Raw genomic sequence first — 19,066 nt, forward strand, 5'->3', positions numbered from 1 at the left:
AAACTCTAAATAAGAGCACGAAGAGCTTCATCAAGTGTTAAATATTTATACTCAAATCCCTCTTTTTTCAGGCGATTCGGAAGAACGGTTTGCCCATTTAACAGAACAGTAGAAGCCTCACCAAGTAATATCCTCAAAATGAATGTTGGTACATGACAAAATGCAGGTCGTTTTACTGTTTTTGCCATCAATTTCGTGAAATCACCATTATTGATACTTTCCGGAGCAACTAAATTGTAAATTCCTTCAGATTTTGCTTTAATTACAAAGCCATATGCCTTCATCAAATCATCAATATGGATAAATGGGAGCATTTGCTTGCCCGATCCCAAACGACCTCCAATGCCTAATTTGAAAAATGGCAATGATTTTTGAACAATTCCTCCTTGTTCACTTAAAACTACTCCTAGTCTAAATATTGTCGTTGCTACTTCCAGTTTTTGCATTTCCATTGCTGCCTGTTCCCATTCAATGCAAATTCTACCTAAAAAATCATAAGAATATGCTATACTTTCCTCTGAATGCTGATCCCTGCAATTGTATATTCCAGCAGCCGATGTACAAATAAATTGTTTGGGCTTATTTTCAAGCAAAGCAACTGCTTTACATAGGTTTTTAGTCGTTTCTACACGACTTTCGCGAAGTATTTTTTTTCTTCTTTTGGTCCACCTTGAAAGAATTGATGCTCCCGAAAGATGAATAATTACATTTGCACCGTTAAGCAATGTTGCCAAAGATTTTGCATCTCCATACAATCTTTCCCTGGTAATTTTTAAAATCTCGGCTCCAAGTTCAGCTTGTAAGTAATCACATAAATGTGAACCTACCAATCCATTACTTCCTGATATTGCAATTTTCATCTGCTTTGAATTTTTCTTTCTGTTACCAAATGGTTCAGGTAATCATCAGGATTTAGATGAATTAATTCAAACGATAAATCCAGAGTAATCTCCTGCTAAAAATTTCTTCAAATCGGCACCAGTAATTCGTACTTTAATATTTCCACCCATAATGTAAGAGATATTCCCCGTTTCTTCAGAAACTGTTATCACATGCGAATCTGTTGCCTGGCTCATTCCAATGGCAGCACGATGTCGTAAGCCCAAACTTCCAGGAATATTAGTACTATCCGTAACCGGCAAAATACAGCGAGCAGCAAGAATTCTATTATTGGCAATGATTACTGCTCCATCATGTAAAGGAGAATTTTTAAAGAATATTGACTCCAACAAGGTTCCGGAAACTCTTGAATTTACAATCTTCCCTGTTTCAGCATATGGCTGCAAATCGGAATTCTTTGCAATTACAATTAAGGCTCCAGTTTTCGATTTAGACATGTGTTCACATGCCGAAACAATTGATGCAATTTCTTGTTTTTCGAATCCAACCTCGTCTTTTCCAAACCAATTCTCTAAACTAAACTTCTGATTAATATTGTACCTAGAACCCAGAATGAGTAAAAACTTCCTTATTTCTGGCTGAAAAACAATAATCAAAGCAATTACACCAACTCCGATAAATTGCCCCAAAATGGTACTCAACAACTCCATATTAAGAGCACGAACGAACATCCATGTTAAGTAGAATAGAAATAATCCCACAAAAATATTGATGGCAACTGTTCCTCTAATCAGAAGGTAAACTTGATACAAAAGAAATGCTACCAAAAGAATATCCAGAATATCGAAAAGTCCAAGAGTGATAAAAGCAGTGATCATTATATATTTAAATTCGGTCTATTAACAAAATTACAATTTTATATGAAAATTTATTATTTCAATTGTGATTTGATCATATTATGCAGTTTTACGCATTCTACAGCCTCTTTCACGTCATGAACACGCAGAATATCTGCTCCATTCTCCAAACACATCATATTTAATGCAGTAGTTCCATTTAGGCTTGAATCAGGCGTACCTCCAAGGTATTTGTAAATCATAGATTTTCTTGACAAACCAGCTAAAATCGGCAAATTAAAATCAGAAAAATCATTTAATCGTGCTACAATTTCGTAATTGTGCTCCAATGTTTTTCCAAAACCAAAACCAGGATCCAGAATCACATCCTTTACACCATAATGATTAAGCTTCATAATTCTCTCCTCAAAAAAAGTCTTAATCTCACCAATTAAATCATTGTAATAAGGATTCTTCTGCATTGTTTGGGGGGTTCCTTTAATATGCATCATGATGTATGGAACTTGAAGTTCTCCAATGGTTTCAAACATATTCTCATCCATAGTTCCTCCCGAGATATCATTGATTAAACAAGCTCCAAATTCATTTACAATGCTCTTTGCAATGTTTGCCCTAAAAGTATCAATAGATAGAATTGCCTGAGGGAACTCATTTCTAATTGCCTTTACAGCCAAAGTCATTCTATTGTACTCTTCTGCTTCACTAACATCTTCAGCACCTGGTCGTGTAGAAAATGCTCCAATATCGATTATATCAGCACCCTCCGAAAGAATCTTCTCTGCTCGGTTTAAAATAGTTTTCTCATTGGTATAACTTCCACCATCATAAAATGAGTCTGGAGTAATATTTAGAATCCCCATTACCAAAGGAGTTTCAAAATTTATTGAATGATTACCACACTTAATCATAGGAATATCGCTGTTAAAACAATTAGTTTTTTAATTTTGCATAAGCAATTTGAGTGATCAAATACCCAAGCAAAAGTAAAATAAAATACCATGGCTTTGCCTTATTTAGTACTTTTACGGGAAAATTTCTAAAATAAACTATGAATAACACAGACCAACAGTACAATCATATTATTGAAATCTGTACGGATATCTTCACAAAAAAAATGCAAGACTATGGAACAGCCTGGAGAATTCTTCGCCCAAGTTCCATGACTGACCAAATCTACATCAAGGCACAGCGTATTAGAAGCATTGAAACAAAAGGAACTAGTAAAATAGAAGATGATATTCGTTCAGAATTTATTGGTATTGTGAATTATGCAATCATGGGAATCATTCAGTTGGAACTAGGAACTTCTGATGAAGAAATGGATCATGATAAAGCATTGGAACTGTATCAGAAATACTTTAAGGAAGCAAAAGAGTTAATGGAAGCCAAAAACCACGATTACGATGAAGCTTGGAGAAGTATGAGGGTAAGTTCTTTCACCGATTTAATTTTAATGAAGATTAATCGTACAAAACAAATTGAAGACAATCAGGGAAAAACCATTATTTCTGAAGGAATTGATGCCAATTATTTTGATATGATTAATTATTCGGTTTTTGGTCTGATTAAAATTGAATTTGAAAACGCCTAATAAATCCAAAATCAAATGAGTTTAATTCGATTTTTCAGCCGTCTGATTGTTGGCTTAATTTTCATTTTCAGCGGATTTGTAAAAGCAGTTGATCCAATGGGATCGACCTATAAATTCACCGATTATTTTACTGCATTTGGATTGGATGCACTTACTTCGCTAGCATTCCCTTTGGCAATTCTTTTATCAACATTGGAATTTGCCGTTGGTTTAGCTCTTGTTTTCAATGCAAGAAAGCAACTTTCTGCTTGGGGTGCTATCATATTTATGGGCATTTTTACACCACTAACTTTGGTTTTGGCAATAACCAACCCGGTTACAGATTGTGGTTGCTTTGGTGATGCTTTAATTCTTAGTAACTGGGAAACCTTTGGAAAGAATGTAATTATTCTTGCTCTTACACTGCTTTTGTTTTTTAGCAGAAAACAAAAAGAGAAATCATATCCTTTATGGGAACAAAACTTACTTGTTGCTTTCTCGATTGTTTTCTCAGTCGGAATTTCACTTTATTCCTACAAACATTTGCCAATTATTGATTTCAGACCCTATCACATTGGTGCAAACATCAGTGATGGTATGATTATACCTGATGGAGCTCCTGCCGACGAATACCAGAGCATTCTGAAATATGAAAAAGATGGTGTTGTGAAAGAGTTTGATGAAACCAATTATCCTTGGCAAGATAGCACTTGGGTGTTTGTTGACTCGGAACAGATCAAAATTAAGGAAGGTTACACGCCTCCAATTCACGATTTCTCGATTTCAAATGATACTGAAGGAGATATTACCGATCAGGTATTGCATGATGAGAATTACACCTTCATTTTGGTATCGAAAGAAATTGATAAGCTGAATGAAAAAAGTCTTCCTAAAATAAAGGAGCTGGCGATGTTAGCTTTGGAAAAAGGCTACTCCTTCATTGCATTAACTGCATCAGGCACACAGGAATGTGCAGAATTTAAAACAAGTCATGAATTGCCAATTGAATTTTACAATACTGATGAAATTCAGTTGAAAACAATTGTAAGATCAAATCCGGGATTAATTCTGATTAAAAACGGAACCATTCTGGACAAATGGCATTACAATGATTTCCCTGCTGTTAACGAACTTAAAGGTGACTTGGCAGCACATTCAATTACGAAACATCAAAAATTAAATATCAAACTAGTATTTATTAGTATTACTTCAACTTTGCTGTTGCTAATCTGCTTGTTCTTATTAGTTGGCAGAAAATCAAAAGCAAGAAAATGATTACAATTATGAGAAGAAAAATTGTTGCAGGAAACTGGAAAATGAACAATACTCTTGAGGAAGGTATTGAGTTGGCTGGACAAATCAATGATCTAGTAGAAAACACAGAGATCAATGATGTAGATGTTGTTATCGGTACTCCTTTTATTCACCTTACTGAAGTGAATAAAGTTGTAAGTGAAAAAATCGCTGTTGCTGCACAAAACTGTGCCGACGAAAAAAGCGGTGCTTACACTGGTGAAATCTCAGCTTCTATGATCAAATCAACTGGTAGCAAATATGTAATCCTTGGTCACTCGGAAAGAAGAACATATTACGGTGAAACCAATGAGATTTTGGTGAAAAAAGTAAACCTAACTCTTGAAAATGGTCTAGCTCCAATTTTCTGTATTGGTGAGGTTTTGGAAGAACGCGAAGCTGAAAAGCACTTCGAGGTTGTAAAGAGCCAAATCGCTGAAGGTTTATTCCACTTGTCAGCTGAAGAATTCGGAAAAGTTGTATTGGCATACGAACCAGTTTGGGCAATTGGTACAGGTGTAACTGCTTCTTCTGATCAAGCTCAGGAAATGCACGCTTTCATCCGCAAAACTTTGGTAGAACAATACGGTGAAGAAGTTGCAAACAACACTTCTATTCTTTACGGTGGTAGCTGTAAGCCTTCTAATGCAAAGGAATTGTTCGAAAATGAAGATGTAGATGGTGGTTTAATTGGTGGTGCTTCTCTTAACGCAGAAGACTTCATGGGAATTATTACTGCATTCTAAGAACAGAATAATATAAAATAAAGGCCGATACAAAGAGTGTCGGCTTTTGTTTTTTCTACACTTAAAGCATACCTTGCAACAACAAATAAACTAATAAAACAGATGGACTATATAGAACTAAAATGCCAGATAACTCCCTTTGACGAAGACATTGCAGACATTCTGATTGCAGAATTGGGAGAAATTGATTTCGAAAGCTTTACACAAACCGACGATACGGTTGAAGCTTTTATACAGGCACCTCTATTCGACATGCAAAGAGTGGAAGAATTAACGGTAAACCTTCTTCCCAATCATAGCATCTCTTATTCGCATGAAGTTATTGAATCGCAAGATTGGAATGCTGTTTGGGAATCGAATTTTCAACCGGTAATCATCTCCGATCAGGTTGTTATTCGTGCATCATTTCATACCGATACACCTAAGGTTCCATATGATATTGTAATTGATCCTAAAATGTCATTTGGTACTGGTCACCACTCTACAACTTCACTAATGGTACAGACCATCCTGGAAACAGAAATTGAAGGCAAAAGAGTGTTGGATATGGGATGTGGAACCAGCTTATTGGCCATTTTAGCATCGAAAAGAAATGCCGTAAGAGTTGATGCCATAGACATTGATGAGTGGCCATACAAAAACTCGTTGGAAAACATCAAGAACAACAAAGCCAAAAACATTTCTGTATTCCTAGGTGATGCAGCTCTGTTGGAAGGCAAAACCTACGATGTGGTGTTAGCAAACATCAACCGAAACATTTTGGTGAACGACATGAAACATTACGTAGCTTGTTTGCCTGAAAACGGTGAGTTGATTATGAGTGGTTTTTATACTGAAGATTTGCCACACATTCAAGCCGAAGCTGAAAACAATGGATTGAAATACATTAGCCACAAAGTAGATAAGAATTGGGTGGCGGTGAAATATATCAAATCCCAAGCATAAAAAATCCAAGCTCCAAACTTCAAATTCTATTTGGTTTTTGGGATTTGGAGTTTGATTATTTGTTCCCAGAAATTTGTTAAATTGCCTTATTACAATTCCTGATTGGCAAAAACAAAAACCTATGACTATAAATCTTCGTTCTCTACTACTTATAACTGCTTTTTTTTGTTCGTTCAACTTATTTGGACAGTCTATAAAATCATTTCCTCACGATTCCATTCAATTCCAGGAAGAGTTCCTGAAATTTATGGATAACCCAAGTAAAAAAAAGGAAAGTAAGGCATTTGCCGAGCAGTTCCCAACATTTTGGTTCTCGCCTAATTTAACACCAGTCGAAAGACAAAAAATTTATCAAATTAGTGATATTCTCTTACAAAAAAGAGCAAGATCTTTTCCTGACTTTTACAACTATTTTCAAACTTTAATGCTGTTTCAACAGCAGAACCGAAGTGCAAGTGACTTCGTCAACTGGCATTCTGGTTTTTTACAACATGTAAGCAATAAAAAAGTAAAACTGAGCAAAAGCAAAGATTTTCTTATCCAAACTCAACACCTGCTGAATGACAGCATCATTAACAAATCGTATGCAGTAGAGTGGAAAGCAAAAAATGCTCAGTTCAAATACATATTTGATGAAAAATTAAGTATTGAATTCGATAAAGCCGATTTGCTTTGTATCGCACAAAGAGATACTTCAACGATTTACAACACCCAAGGAACCTATTTCCCATTCGAAAAGATCTGGAAAGGAAGCAAAGGGAAAATTAGTTGGGAACGAGCCGGTAAAGACATCAATACAGAATACGCAATCTTCGATTCCTACCATATCGATGCTTCAAAATCAACATTTGCCATCGATACAGTTCAATATTTCAATCCTGATTTATCAGACCATGCGCTTAACGGGAGTTTGATTGAGAAGGCAATCAAAACCAAAGATCCGAAAGGAGCCCTTTATCCTCGATTTGAATCCTTCGAACATGAAATTAAAATCGACGAGATATACGAACACGTAAACTACAAAGGAGGAGTTGCAATTCATGGAGCAAAATTTATCGGGAAAGGAAGTTCTGAACACCCTTCTGAGATTCAAATCTCGAGAAACGACACCCTATTCCTTGTGGCTCAATCGGAACACTTTGCATTCCAAAACAATCAAATTGCTGGTAAGGATACCAAAATCGAGATCTTAATTGATACATGCAGAATCTATCATCCTGGTTTATTGTTTAAATATTTTCCAGAAAAGAAAGAATTAAACCTGTTCCGCGATCGAGAGGGCATTTCAAAAAGTCCATATTTCAACAACTACCACAACCTGATTATGGATTTTGGTTTGCTGGTTTGGCGCTTGGATGAAAACATGATGCATTTTACCAGCATGAAAGGTGCTACCAAACGTCAGGCACACTTCGAGTCCACTAACTATTTTCGCATGAACCGATTCATGAAAATACAGGGAATGGATGAACAAAACCCTCTGGTGCTGCTTAGAAAGTTTGCTGACTATATGTATGCAGAAACTTTCACCGCTGAAGAATATGCCAATTACATTAAAAAACCTTTAAACCAGGTTCGACAACAACTCTTTTCCTTATCGTTCCAGGGCTTTGTGAGCTACAACATGAGTACCGATGAAGTGAGCCTGCAAAAAAGACTGGACGACTACATTAGGAGTGGAATGGGACGCCAGGATTATGATGTGATTCAGTTTGCCACACAAACCGGGGACAAAGAATCGGATGCCATTTATTTTATTGGTAGTTCGAACCTACAGATTAATGGCGTGCGACAAATTGCGGTGAGTGATTCGCAGAACGTGGTGATTTTCCCGAAGCATCGCCGAATTGTACTGAAAAAGAATCGTGACTTTGAATTCGATGGCAAATTAATGGCAGGATTGATCGATCTTCATGGTGAAGGTTTCGATTTTTCCTACGATAACTTTAAGATTGACCTAAAATCCATCGATTCACTGCAAATGAATGTGGTAGTCGATTCCTTAAGTAAGTTTGGGAAGCGATACACCAATTTGCTGGGGAGTGTAGTGGAGAACATATCCGGAGATCTACTGATTGACGATCCGAACAACAAATCAGGAAACAAAAATTTTGCTGACTACCCGATTTTCAATAGTGTTGATTCCAGTTACGTTTATTACGACAAACCACACATTCAGGATGGTGTTTACAAACGGGATGAATTCTACTTTAAGGTGGATCCTTACACCATTACAAACATCAACAATTTTGATCGTTCTGATATTGAATTCGCGGGAACCTTTGTTTCCGATAGCATTTTCCCGACTTTTAGAGAACCTTTAACCATTCGGGAAGACAACTCGCTGGGTTTTGAACACATTACGCCTGAAAAAGGATTTTCGGCCTACAACAAAGGTGTTTTTACCGATACGGTCTTCCTTTCGAATCAAGGTTTAAGAGGGAGCGGCACGGTAAACTATTTGGTATCCGAAACCAAATCGAATGATTTTATCTTCAGACCTGAAGAAATGCATACCAATGCCAAGAGTTTCGAACTGAAGGAGCACGATACCAAAATGAACAACCCGGAAATAAACGGGAAGCAGATATACGTTCAGTGGTTTCCTTACAAAGATGAAATGTATGTGAAAAGTAGCGCCTTGCCGCTCGACATGTACCAAAAATTGGCAACCTTATCGGGAACGCTTAAAATTACACCAAACGGCATCACCGGTATGGGAAATATGGAGCTGGTAAATGCCGAAATTGAATCGGATTATTTCACCTACAATCGGAATAATATTTTGGCTGATTCGGCAAGTTTTAAAATCTTAAATGCCGATTCAACCGGATATTCTTTCGAAACCGAATCGGTAAATGCAAACATCGATTTTGTAAGTCGAACAGGAGCTTTTGACAACACCAAAGCCGACAAAAAAAGTATCTTCCCCGATAATCGATACTTAAGCTATATCAACAGTTTTAAATGGTATATGGACGAGCAAATTATCGATTTTGGAAAAGAAGATGAAACTACTCTTGCAGCACTTTGGCAAGGAGGCAAAATTGGTGATTTGGATGAAAAATCACTCAATACATTTGTTTCCATCGATCCGAAACAAGATTCGCTGAGCTTTGTAACTCCACTTGCCAGGTACGATGCCATGGACAATACCATTTCGGCCAAGTTCGTAAAAAGCATAAACGTTGCCGATGCCAAACTTTATCCGGATAGCGGGAATGTGGACATTGCAAAAGGCGGTAGAATGGAAACTTTCAGAAATGCAGAAGTAATTGCCGATACCATCAACCAATTCCACAGAATTTACGATGCCACCATTAATGTACACGGTAAAAACTCCTATTCAGGATCAGGTTCGTACACCTACAAAACTGCGGATAACAAAGAACAATTGCTCACTTTCGATGTAATTGATGTGGACTCTACGGGCCAGACCATTGCCTTGGGAAATATCCCGGAAGAAAAAGCTTTTACCCTAAGTCCTTATTTTGATTACAAAGGGAAAGTGAAGCTGGAAGCCAGAGATTCTGCCCTGTTCTTCGATGGTCAGGCACACATACACAACAAGTGCGGACAGATTGAAGACAATTGGTTGAATTTTAAATCGAAAATCGATCCAAATGAGATATTGATTCCTGTCGATCTTCATGCAATAGACGATGACAGGCTAAAACTGTACAACTCATTCTTCCTGACCAACGATTCGATTCACATCTATTCGTCATTCCTGTCGCGAAGAATTTTCTATACCGATAATGTTTTGCTTGATGCCAAGGGATATCTTACCTACAACGAAAAGCTACAGGCCTACCAAATTGCAGAAAAAGACAAGCTAAGAGATCCGAATGTACAAGGTAGCATGATTTCATTCTATCAGAACAACTGCAATATCAAAGGAGAAGGCAAAGTAGATCTGGGTGCTGAATTGGGGCAAATTAAGCAAATGGCTTCGGGTAATATCGAGCACGATTTAAGTAGCGATATCGTTACCCTGGATCTTATTTATGGTGTTGATTTCTTTATGAACGATCAGGCCATGAAAATCATGGAAAATGATTTTGCAAAAGCGAGTTTACCAATCAGCAAACTCAACAAACAGAATTACACCAAAAAAATTGCCGAAATCATGGGCAAAGCCAAAGCCGAAAAAGCAATGTTTACACGCGATGCCAATGGCTTATACAAAGAATTACCTAAGGAATTGAAGCATACCATTTACTTCAACAACCTCGATTTTATTTGGGACAAGGAAACCAAAGCCTACCAATCGATTGGTGATATTGGAATTGGAAACATCAACGGCAAGCAAATTAACAAGAGTGTAAAAGGAAAGGTTGAGCTCGACAAAAAACGAAGTGGTAATAAACTTACCATTTATCTTGAAATCGATAAATCAACCTGGTATTTCTTCGAATACCATCATGGGGTAATGTTTGTGCGATCTTCGAATGATGAGTTCAACACCATTGTTACCGAAACCAAAGAAGACAAACGTGAGTTTAAAGATCCATTGAAAAAGAATCCTTATTCCTACATCATTACTCAACGCTCTAAAAAGACGAAGTTCTTGAAGCGCATGAATTTCAAGTAATTTAACCACGAAGGTAAACGAAGTGGTTTCACAAAGAAACACAAAGAATAAAACGCCACACTCTATTAGAATGTGGCGTTATTATTTGTGATATCAACATAGTAAATCCAAGGCAATGCCTTGGATCTATCTATAATTCATTGATTCTGGGAATGCAAAAAGCCAGCATAAATGCTGGCTCTAAGATCAATCATTATTAATCTAAATCTTTTTATCCTTCGTGAAACTTGGTGAATACCTTAGAGCATCCTTTGTGGTTAAGTTTTATTTTCACCTTGCATTTCTTTGTGAAAAACCTTAGTGGCCTTAGTGGTTAGACTTTACGGTCAAAATTTGTGGTTAGGCTATTTCACAATTTCCTGCACACGTCCCACTTGCCCATTCTCCAAGCGTACCTTAATGCCATGTGGATGCACAGCCGAATTGGTCAGCAAATCTTTCACAATGCCTTCTGTTAATTTTCCACTTCGCTGATCTTCTTTCAAAACAATTTTAACCTTTAAACCAGGTTTTACATTCTCCCTTTTATTTCCTTCATTCATAATCTTGGTTTTTTAATAGTCCCTATTGCAAATGTAATGCGATTTTGGGAGATTATCATATTATATTGGTAGCAATTGATATTCGTGTGAGTACCATTAATTGATGCAAACTGTAAAGATCGCATTAATGCGGTCTCTACCCCACGAACACTTTTAGCAAAATGCTAATCCAAAGCAATGCCTTGGATCCGGAAAAATATTTTCACTTTCACTCAAAATATGCTAAACAAACTGACTATTAAAAATATTTTTAGTTAACTTTCCATTTGTGTTTACCAAACAGAATAATTCTTAAAACAAAAAATATGGGAAGATTTACTTTGTATGATTTCTTATCATTCATTCTACCTGGCGGTACATTCATTGGAGTACTTTACTTCAGCTTAAGCATACCTCATCCAACTATTAACCAGAAGGAAATGTTCATCATTCCCTTTTTAGTGATATCATATTTATTAGGACATCTTTTCAGCTTAATAGGACAAAAAGTAGAAAGGGAAAACTTTCACAAACATGCTTTTTGGATGGACTATTTAAAATCTAATCCTGAATTGGCAAAAGAAATTAATGAATTATCAATTCACAAACTAAAGAGCAAAAGTTTCATTAACGAAGAAGGAGTTATTCTCCAGAAAGAATCAGGAAAAGCCTACGATAACATTTATACTTATTTAGAGCTGGAAGAAAAAGATTCCAAAATAAAAACCCTAATGGCACAATATGGATTCTTTAGAAATACATCTGGTACCTGGCTTTCTCTATTAGTCATTCAAATTGTGTTGTTCGCTTTAAGTTTACTAGGCATTACAGAACTTAATAAAGCTCTGCTTTGGAACTGGACATTAATCTTTTCTTTTCTCGCTGCACTAATTATTTCATCCAAATTGATGAAACAACGCAAAAAAATGGCCATGCAAACTGTATATCATACTTTCTGGGTTTATACCAGCAAAGAATAGCAAGCAATAAAATAAATAACTCAAAACGAAATCCTATAATACTTTAACAACATGACAAGAACATTCAACCGTAAAAGAAGACCTATTAGGAAGGATATTAATATTGATGATTTGTTCACTGGAGCAAAAACACCTGAATATGCAGTATTCTATAATATTGCTTACTGGTGGATTAGCGATTTTTTAAAGTCATTATATGCTCCTTATATGAAAAATGCTCAATCCGAAAACCAGAGCGATGATTATTCAAAATACATAAACAAGTTCATAACGGAAGAAGCTACCCCCACCCTTTCGGATGCAGATTATTTAAAGCTCCGAGATTACCTTTGGAAAGGATACCTTTTTGCCAAAAACTCTACAAATATTGATGTAAGCGAGAAAGACAAAAAAATGATACACCAGATGATTCAAAAGTTATCTGACATTCGTAATTTCCATTCACACTACTGGCACGAAAACTCAAATTTAGAATGCGAGAGAGAGTTCTGTAATTGGATAGACTATCTGCACGATTATGCTTTGGACCAATTGCAAAAAGAATATCCTAAGGAAGTAGACAAGTATAAAGAGAAACGGAAATCTAATTCTTTATTTGATCACCACGATGGAAAACGTTTTATCTCGCAAGATGGTAGAAACTTCTTTTTAAGTTTCTTTTTAAAACGAGGCGAAATTTCACGTTTCATGCAACAGCGTACTGGTTGTAAAAGAAATGACAAACCTGAATTTAAGCTGAAACATTTGCTTTACAGGTACTACACACATCGCGATGGTGCAAGCAAAAATCGTTACAGCATCGAGAATACTGCCTTCTCTCAATTGAATTCGGAATCGCAAACAGAAATTATTCACGCTCGCCAGCTTTATAAAATGATTTCATATTTGCGCGATATACCCGTCGAAATGATTGACACCAAACTATTCCCTCTCTTTTGGAATGGCGAAGAGGTAAAAAATTCGGAACAAATTATAGAATTCATATATCATCATGAATTGCTAAGCTTTTGTGAATTTGGAACATTGAGCAATAAAGATGGTAATATCATTCAAAACACTGTTGCGTTTAATTATACAGGCAGCGAGTACCAATTTGAAATTAGGGTAAGCGCACTACACAAACTCCTATTAGATGTAATTCGCAATCCAGAATGTGAAAAAGAAATTTATAACATCCTCGAAACATTTTCACATTTCAGAAATGAATTTCCTGAAAAGCTCGACCAGTTTATAAACGGATTGGGACAAGAAGACGAAATGCAGGAGTATTACACCTTTAAACTAAAGGCTAGAGATAAAGCAAGAGGTAAGCTATGGCAAATCATTGATAAAGTAAGCAATAACAAGAGAGTTGGCTACAAAGACAAGAGCGAATTATTGCAGTTGATTAAGGATGATGCCATCGAACTTATCTATCACAACTTCTATTTCGAAAAAGACCAAAAACCAAGAAGGGAAAGTCAATTCATGCAGTTTGCTGTAAATTACTTGATAGACCACAAACTTGTTCCTGAATGGGAATGGTTGATGGAAAAGTTCGAAACCGAAGAAGTAAGATCCGGTGAAAATGATAAAACACAAATTAAAAGAGTAAAGTCGTACAGCAATTGCATTCCTGAAGGCTATCGTTTAAGTCTAAGCGATAATCAAGTGTTGGTGAGATTAAAAAATGAACCCAATCGCTTATTTGGAATTGGAGAAACTACCATGCGCAATTTAATTTTTGCTCATTTACACGATAAGCCTATTGAGAATATTCTGGGACGAATAATTACAGACATCAACCAAATTCAAGCCGCAGGACAAAAACAAATGGAGCTTCCTTATGAGAGTCTAAAATTGTTGTGCAACAAAACCATGCCAAGATATTTAAGGTTAATGATGCGCGACAAGGAGGTTTTAGATAGGGAAAACATAACTCATGCTACACAAAAAGCTCGTGAAAGAATTGAAAGATTGCTTACTTATTTTGAAAGTATTGCAAATGGTGATGTCAGGCTAAACAAAAAGGAAATCAATACTCAGCTGATTCGTTGCTACAAATATTTCGACTGGAAATATCCGCACAACAACGAATATAAGTTTCTGCGACAAAACGAATATCAGCTCATGAGTATCTACCACTACACATTGGCTAAACCAGCTTTAAAAGTTTCCTATTTAAAAGATCTAAGGCGAAAATTGTTTACCGATATTCGTACGCATTTGCCAAACGACTTGAATACAATGCTTGAAGACAACACTTCTTTAGATGGCCTACTTCATGATGTTTTAAAAGCCACAATAGGCAAACTTAAAAAGTGGAGCGATGATTTTTCAAGCATGAACCCAGACGTGAAAAAAGCTTGCCTGAATAAACTTGGAATTAAAACCCCAATGACACCAATTCCTGAAGCCAATATTGCGCACAATTTGGCACAGATGCAGCACTTGCCATTATTGGTGCATCCTGTTTTGGTTATGAAAGCTTTCAACTTTCCTCAGGTATCTCACCTGTTCTCCGATTTTAGAGAAGATGCCAATAACAGCAAAGGACTGATAGAAGAGAATTACCAATTCGAAAACTACCTCAGCTCTTTGTATACCGATGCAGAAAAACAAGAAATTAAACAATGGAAAGCCTGTCAGCATAAAATTGTAGGCAAGGTAAACCAATTGAAAACTTTAGATACATTGGTTTGGAAAATGGCCCAGGTTTATTTGAAGAATTCAGGTTCAGGCATTATGAAAGAGATTAACGAACTCTTAATAAACAAGACAGATGACACTTTCCAACTGAATCAACTGCACACCACAACAATTCCTGTATACGAAGGAAAAACCAGCGAAGGAAAGTCTTACCAAGTGAATGTAAAATTCAAACAACTGGGCGATTTTATGCTGATAACGGGCAAACCTTTGGAGAAATTGGCTGGCCAAATCTTCCGACGTTACCAAAGCAAGGAACAATTGACAGCAATAGGCATTGAAGAAAAAAAAGGACACTATCAAATCGATTACTCCTTACTAAAACAGGAAATGGACAGGGTTTACTATGAATCGTTAATGTGTACCGATTTTATTTTACAATGGGAGAAAAAAGTGGTGGATGCCATGCCATACGGGCATAAAGGAGGTTTGAGGTTAGAATGCAAGAAAAAAGACAAAAAGGCATATTTGGCATTCAGGAAGGTTTGTAAAGCTGCAGAATTACCAGAAGCCGATGAAAATGAATTGTGCACACTACGCAATCATGCCATGCATGCCAAAATTCCTGAGAACTTTAGCTACCACGAAAAATTAAATGATGATAGAATTAAAAATATGCTACAAATAACAGATGAAATGCTCGAAAAATACCAGAAAAAAGATGCCTATTACGAGGCTTTGGCCTCTGAGGCAACTTCTTAGAAAAGCTACGGTGTGATAGGCTTCTTTTTGAGAGCAATTAACACCGCACCTTCTTTTACCGATGCTTTGCTTTCGGGTGTGATAGGCTTCTTTTTGAGAGCAATTAACACCAACAATGTTTATGGAGTTGGCTTTTTTATTGGTGTGATAGGTTTCTTTTTGAGAACTATTAACACCAACCAAGTCACAGGATATTTTATCTGCTCAGGTGTGATAGGTTTCTTTTTGAGAACTAATAACACCAAAGTTCGTCGCGTGTTTTCTTTACCCACTGGTGTGATAGGTTTCTTTTTGAGAACTAATAACACCACTCTTTTTGAACCAATTAATTTTTCTTGAGGTGTGATAGGTTTCTTTTTGAAAACTATTAACACCTTATTAAAACCATAATTGATCAATTCATTTGGTGTAGCAGGTTTCTTTTTGAGAACTATTAACACCTGATTTGTGTCATTATTTAAGATCTTTTAAGGTGTGATATATTTCTTTTTGAAAACTATTAACACCAGAGAGATGGTTGGCTTTTTCAGTAGCTCCGGTGTAGTAAGTTTCTTTTTGAAAACTATTAACACCATCCTTTCATGATTTACCTCCTTACTATGGGTGTGATATGCTTCTTTTTGAGAGCTAGAAACACCCCACTAAAAGTACCACTACCTGCATTAATAGGTGTAGTAGGCTTCTTCTTGAAAGCTATAAACACCTTTCACTCGTGCCGTTCCTTTGGGTTCAATGGTGTAGTAAGTTTCTTTTTGAGAACTATTAACACCTACATTGCCTGCTGTTAACTTTTCGTGATCAGGTGTGATATGCTTCTTTTTGAGAGCAATTAACACCGCCACTGGTCGCCAAATATATCAGGGAAAAGGTGTGATAGGCTTCTTTTTGAGAGCAATTAACACCTATAAAAAGGGAATTAAGGCGGTTCGAGTGGGTGTGATAGGCTTCTTTTTGAGAGCAATTAACACCTTATTAAAACCATAATTGATCAATTCATTTGGTGTAGCAGGTTTCTTTTTGAGAACTATTAACACCTTCAATGGTTTTTGGGAACTCATCGAAAATGGTGTGATATGTTTCTTTTTGAGAGCTATTAACACCACATTAGTTCTAGCAATATTAGTAGGGTCAGGTGTAGTAAGTTTCATTTTGAGAACTAAAAACACCTGAAGAACTCTGGAGCATTTTGACAAACATGGTTTAGAAAGCTCCCTTTTGAGAGCTATTAACACCAAATACGATCTCATTATTCTTGCTAATTGTGGTGTAGTAAGTTTCTTTTTGAGAGCCAAACACACCATTTATAGGTGGAAATCGTAAAGACGGCATGAATGCCGTCTCTACCCTAGCATTTCTATTGTTAAACCCTATATCCAAGGCAGTGTCATGCATCTATCCAAAACCAAACAAGCAGCATCATTCTAAAACAGGCAAACATGCCATTTCAAATTGCGATAATGCTTGTTGTACAGGAAAAATTGCCTATTGATAATGCCATATTCCTTCTTTTTATAGCAAGCCTGAAAGAAGAACAGGGAGATATGCTTACAAAATAGGCATTACTGCATCTCAAAAAGACAAGTTTGCTTATTGGAAAAGGAAGTTTGCTTGACAGAGAAGCATGTTCCCAAAAATAACCAGCACACTTGCCTCCTTTTATAGCATCATGCCTTGTTCAGGAAGGATGAATCCCTCTCAAACAAGGATGTTTCCTTCTTTGAATAGGAAAATTATCTGTTCAGTTGGCATTGGCTCCAAAACCAGAATAACAACTCTTTATTAACGAATAAACCCGAACCATAAGGTCCGGGTTCGTAAAGTTGTGGTAATCGAAAAGGATTATTAAATCTACTTATTCTGCTGTTTCGGCATTCGTTTTCTTTTTACCAGGAAAACGACTTCCCAAATCAGCAGCAGCTTCGCTTGCTCCGGATTGTCCCATTACCGCAGCATTTTTAAGCACTTTATAAATAGAAAGAGAGGAACTAAACGCCTCGCTACCTGCCAATGTTATGGTAGAATCAACTCCATTGGTAATTCTTTCCAGGGGCAGGAACAGTTGGCGTAATTTTCTTACACTTTGCAAATCAATTTTAGCCTCGTCGATATCAATAAAACTTGGAATGTAATTGGGATACTGTTCTGCATACTCCAATGATTTTTCAACAAAGGCTACTGTTTTATCACCCATTTTCGGCAGCTCCTTTTTATCAGTAGCCGATAAATGAGTCAGTTTAGGTTCTAAAACTGAAGTCAACACATTTAATGCATCCATTATTTGTGTGTTTTCTTCTTCGCTTAACACGAATGAAACTTTGTTTTCCATTTTTGTTTTCTTTTTGATTAGTTAAGTTACATCAATCGATTACCACCAATAAACTTACAAAACATAAACTCTAAACACTTGACAAATATTATGTGCTTCATTATTTTTAACATTAATTAACACTTGATTTTATATCGATTAGTTTAAAAAACACAAATAACTTATCTACAAACCCATATTTTAAAACACTTGAAAACATGAACTACCTATACCCTCTCAAATTATCTATGCTTTACGTTCAATTCATTTGCATTTTCCTTCAATAAAACTATCTTTATATGACCACATAAAAAATGAAACATATATGAGCAATACAGAAAACACATTGATAGAAGTATACACAGGTCTTTCATGGGAAGTTGAAATGCTAAAGACAATTTTGGAAGATCATAAAATCAATAGCTTTATTAAGGATGGTTATACAGGAATCATTGCTCCTCACCATTCTGGAGGTACTGCTGGTGCAGTAAAGCTTTGCATTTCGAGTGGTGATCTGGAAACAGCCAAACCCATTATCGAGGAGTTTCTTGCAAACAAAACCGAGTAGAAAATGAACTCGCTAATGACAAAAATTTACGGACAGCGAATCATGGATTGTGATTTGCTGTTCGATCATGAAAAAATTACTTTCCATACCAATGCAAAGGCTGCATTACTAAGTACAATTGCAATGGCCTTAGTTACAGTAAGTAGTGCTTTCAACATTTATGATACTACTGGAGAATCGAGTATTAGTATCGCTTCAATTATAATTGGAGGCATAGCAATTCTTCTTGGAACACTTTCCGTGATCAAATATTTAGCAGCTCGAAAAATTAACCTCATCGAGTTTGCTCCAAAGGATATTAAGGAAGTTGCCATTAGAGAAATGGAAGATTCTTTAAGAATCAGCATTCACTTAAATAACAATACTATCCATAAAATTGGCTGCACTAAAGATTGTTATTCAGGCAAGTTGGTTCAAACTTTAAAAGATGTTGATGTACATTTGATCTACCTTTAAG

At 36.3% G+C, this 19,066-nt stretch carries 16 protein-coding genes; 9 read left to right on the top strand and 7 right to left on the bottom strand.

What is annotated here, in order from left to right; translation table 11 throughout:
• Window positions 1-5 precede the first annotated feature (5 nt).
• From ACKPCA_RS08410 to folP, 3 genes are all read right to left on the bottom strand, one after another.
• Window positions 6-860, bottom strand: coding sequence for a TIGR01777 family oxidoreductase (locus ACKPCA_RS08410; RefSeq protein ID WP_321282419.1), 855 nt, complete (start codon window positions 858-860; stop codon window positions 6-8).
• Between the two features lie 66 nt (window positions 861-926).
• Window positions 927-1,718 (bottom strand): diadenylate cyclase CdaA, encoded by a 792-nt coding sequence (gene cdaA / locus ACKPCA_RS08415; protein ID WP_054720633.1) that lies wholly within the window; start codon window positions 1,716-1,718, stop codon window positions 927-929.
• Between the two features lie 53 nt (window positions 1,719-1,771).
• On the bottom strand, window positions 1,772-2,605 hold the full coding sequence (gene folP, locus ACKPCA_RS08420; RefSeq protein WP_054720631.1) for a dihydropteroate synthase: 834 nt from the start codon (window positions 2,603-2,605) through the stop codon (window positions 1,772-1,774).
• 140 nt (window positions 2,606-2,745) lie between these two features.
• Here folP and ACKPCA_RS08425 point away from each other — a divergent pair, with 140 nt between their 5' ends.
• The 5 genes from ACKPCA_RS08425 to ACKPCA_RS08445 all read left to right on the top strand — a co-directional run bounded on the left by ACKPCA_RS08425 (window position 2,746) and on the right by ACKPCA_RS08445 (window position 10,845).
• Entirely contained in the window at window positions 2,746-3,288 is a 543-nt protein-coding gene (locus tag ACKPCA_RS08425) for a DUF1599 domain-containing protein (RefSeq protein WP_054720629.1), read from the top strand.
• Between the two features lie 15 nt (window positions 3,289-3,303).
• A complete protein-coding gene (locus ACKPCA_RS08430) occupies window positions 3,304-4,542 on the top strand; it encodes a BT_3928 family protein (protein WP_321282421.1) in 1,239 nt (412 codons plus the stop codon).
• Between the two features lie 8 nt (window positions 4,543-4,550).
• Window positions 4,551-5,306 carry a triose-phosphate isomerase gene (gene tpiA, locus ACKPCA_RS08435; protein WP_054720743.1) on the top strand — a complete coding sequence of 252 codons (756 nt, stop codon included), beginning with the start codon at window positions 4,551-4,553 and terminating at the stop codon, window positions 5,304-5,306.
• 102 nt (window positions 5,307-5,408) lie between these two features.
• A complete protein-coding gene (prmA, locus tag ACKPCA_RS08440) occupies window positions 5,409-6,251 on the top strand; it encodes a 50S ribosomal protein L11 methyltransferase (protein WP_054720741.1) in 843 nt (280 codons plus the stop codon).
• A 121-nt stretch (window positions 6,252-6,372) separates the two neighbouring features.
• Window positions 6,373-10,845, top strand: a complete 4,473-nt coding sequence (locus ACKPCA_RS08445) for a hypothetical protein (protein WP_321282424.1) — start codon at window positions 6,373-6,375, stop codon at window positions 10,843-10,845.
• A 344-nt stretch (window positions 10,846-11,189) separates the two neighbouring features.
• On the opposite strand, the gene ACKPCA_RS08450 is transcribed toward ACKPCA_RS08445, so the two are convergent.
• Window positions 11,190-11,387, bottom strand: a complete 198-nt coding sequence (locus ACKPCA_RS08450; protein ID WP_321282426.1) for a YwbE family protein — start codon at window positions 11,385-11,387, stop codon at window positions 11,190-11,192.
• Between the two features lie 305 nt (window positions 11,388-11,692).
• Here ACKPCA_RS08450 and csx27 point away from each other — a divergent pair, with 305 nt between their 5' ends.
• Together csx27 and ACKPCA_RS08460 are read left to right on the top strand one after the other, a co-directional pair.
• The gene (gene csx27, locus ACKPCA_RS08455) at window positions 11,693-12,346 is read left to right on the top strand and encodes a type VI-B CRISPR accessory protein Csx27 (RefSeq protein ID WP_321282427.1); all 654 of its coding nucleotides are present in this window, start codon (window positions 11,693-11,695) and stop codon (window positions 12,344-12,346) included.
• A gap of 51 nt (window positions 12,347-12,397) precedes the next feature.
• Window positions 12,398-15,736, top strand: coding sequence for a hypothetical protein (locus ACKPCA_RS08460; protein ID WP_321282429.1), 3,339 nt, complete (start codon window positions 12,398-12,400; stop codon window positions 15,734-15,736).
• A gap of 119 nt (window positions 15,737-15,855) precedes the next feature.
• On the opposite strand, the gene ACKPCA_RS08465 is transcribed toward ACKPCA_RS08460, so the two are convergent.
• From ACKPCA_RS08465 to ACKPCA_RS08475, 3 genes are all read right to left on the bottom strand, one after another.
• Window positions 15,856-16,176 carry a hypothetical protein gene (locus ACKPCA_RS08465; RefSeq protein WP_321282430.1) on the bottom strand — a complete coding sequence of 107 codons (321 nt, stop codon included), beginning with the start codon at window positions 16,174-16,176 and terminating at the stop codon, window positions 15,856-15,858.
• Between the two features lie 222 nt (window positions 16,177-16,398).
• Complete coding sequence (locus ACKPCA_RS08470; RefSeq protein WP_321282432.1) at window positions 16,399-16,578, bottom strand: hypothetical protein; 180 nt, start codon at window positions 16,576-16,578, stop codon at window positions 16,399-16,401.
• Between the two features lie 1,010 nt (window positions 16,579-17,588).
• Window positions 17,589-18,062, bottom strand: coding sequence for a hypothetical protein (locus tag ACKPCA_RS08475; RefSeq protein ID WP_054720616.1), 474 nt, complete (start codon window positions 18,060-18,062; stop codon window positions 17,589-17,591).
• Window positions 18,063-18,366: 304 nt separating this feature from the next.
• On the opposite strand from ACKPCA_RS08475, the gene ACKPCA_RS08480 reads away from it, so the two are divergent.
• Together ACKPCA_RS08480 and ACKPCA_RS08485 are read left to right on the top strand one after the other, a co-directional pair.
• The gene (locus ACKPCA_RS08480) at window positions 18,367-18,609 is read left to right on the top strand and encodes a putative signal transducing protein (RefSeq protein WP_321282434.1); all 243 of its coding nucleotides are present in this window, start codon (window positions 18,367-18,369) and stop codon (window positions 18,607-18,609) included.
• Window positions 18,610-18,612: 3 nt separating this feature from the next.
• Window positions 18,613-19,065, top strand: a complete 453-nt coding sequence (locus ACKPCA_RS08485) for a hypothetical protein (protein ID WP_321282435.1) — start codon at window positions 18,613-18,615, stop codon at window positions 19,063-19,065.
• Window position 19,066 lies beyond the last annotated feature (1 nt).

It is taken from the genome of Marinifilum fragile (assembly GCF_963677365.1).
In the GTDB taxonomy this organism is placed as follows: domain Bacteria; phylum Bacteroidota; class Bacteroidia; order Bacteroidales; family Marinifilaceae; genus Marinifilum; species Marinifilum fragile.

Coding starts and splice junctions, on each gene's coding strand:
- ACKPCA_RS08410 (WP_321282419.1), bottom strand. CDS start 860: ATGAAAATTGCAATATCAGGAAGTAATGGATTGGTAGGTTCACATTTA.
- cdaA (WP_054720633.1), bottom strand. CDS start 1,718: ATGATCACTGCTTTTATCACTCTTGGACTTTTCGATATTCTGGATATT.
- folP (WP_054720631.1), bottom strand. CDS start 2,605: ATGATTAAGTGTGGTAATCATTCAATAAATTTTGAAACTCCTTTGGTA.
- ACKPCA_RS08425 (WP_054720629.1), top strand. CDS start 2,746: ATGAATAACACAGACCAACAGTACAATCATATTATTGAAATCTGTACG.
- ACKPCA_RS08430 (WP_321282421.1), top strand. CDS start 3,304: ATGAGTTTAATTCGATTTTTCAGCCGTCTGATTGTTGGCTTAATTTTC.
- tpiA (WP_054720743.1), top strand. CDS start 4,551: ATGAGAAGAAAAATTGTTGCAGGAAACTGGAAAATGAACAATACTCTT.
- prmA (WP_054720741.1), top strand. CDS start 5,409: ATGGACTATATAGAACTAAAATGCCAGATAACTCCCTTTGACGAAGAC.
- ACKPCA_RS08445 (WP_321282424.1), top strand. CDS start 6,373: ATGACTATAAATCTTCGTTCTCTACTACTTATAACTGCTTTTTTTTGT.
- ACKPCA_RS08450 (WP_321282426.1), bottom strand. CDS start 11,387: ATGAATGAAGGAAATAAAAGGGAGAATGTAAAACCTGGTTTAAAGGTT.
- csx27 (WP_321282427.1), top strand. CDS start 11,693: ATGGGAAGATTTACTTTGTATGATTTCTTATCATTCATTCTACCTGGC.
- ACKPCA_RS08460 (WP_321282429.1), top strand. CDS start 12,398: ATGACAAGAACATTCAACCGTAAAAGAAGACCTATTAGGAAGGATATT.
- ACKPCA_RS08475 (WP_054720616.1), bottom strand. CDS start 18,062: ATGGAAAACAAAGTTTCATTCGTGTTAAGCGAAGAAGAAAACACACAA.
- ACKPCA_RS08480 (WP_321282434.1), top strand. CDS start 18,367: ATGAGCAATACAGAAAACACATTGATAGAAGTATACACAGGTCTTTCA.
- ACKPCA_RS08485 (WP_321282435.1), top strand. CDS start 18,613: ATGAACTCGCTAATGACAAAAATTTACGGACAGCGAATCATGGATTGT.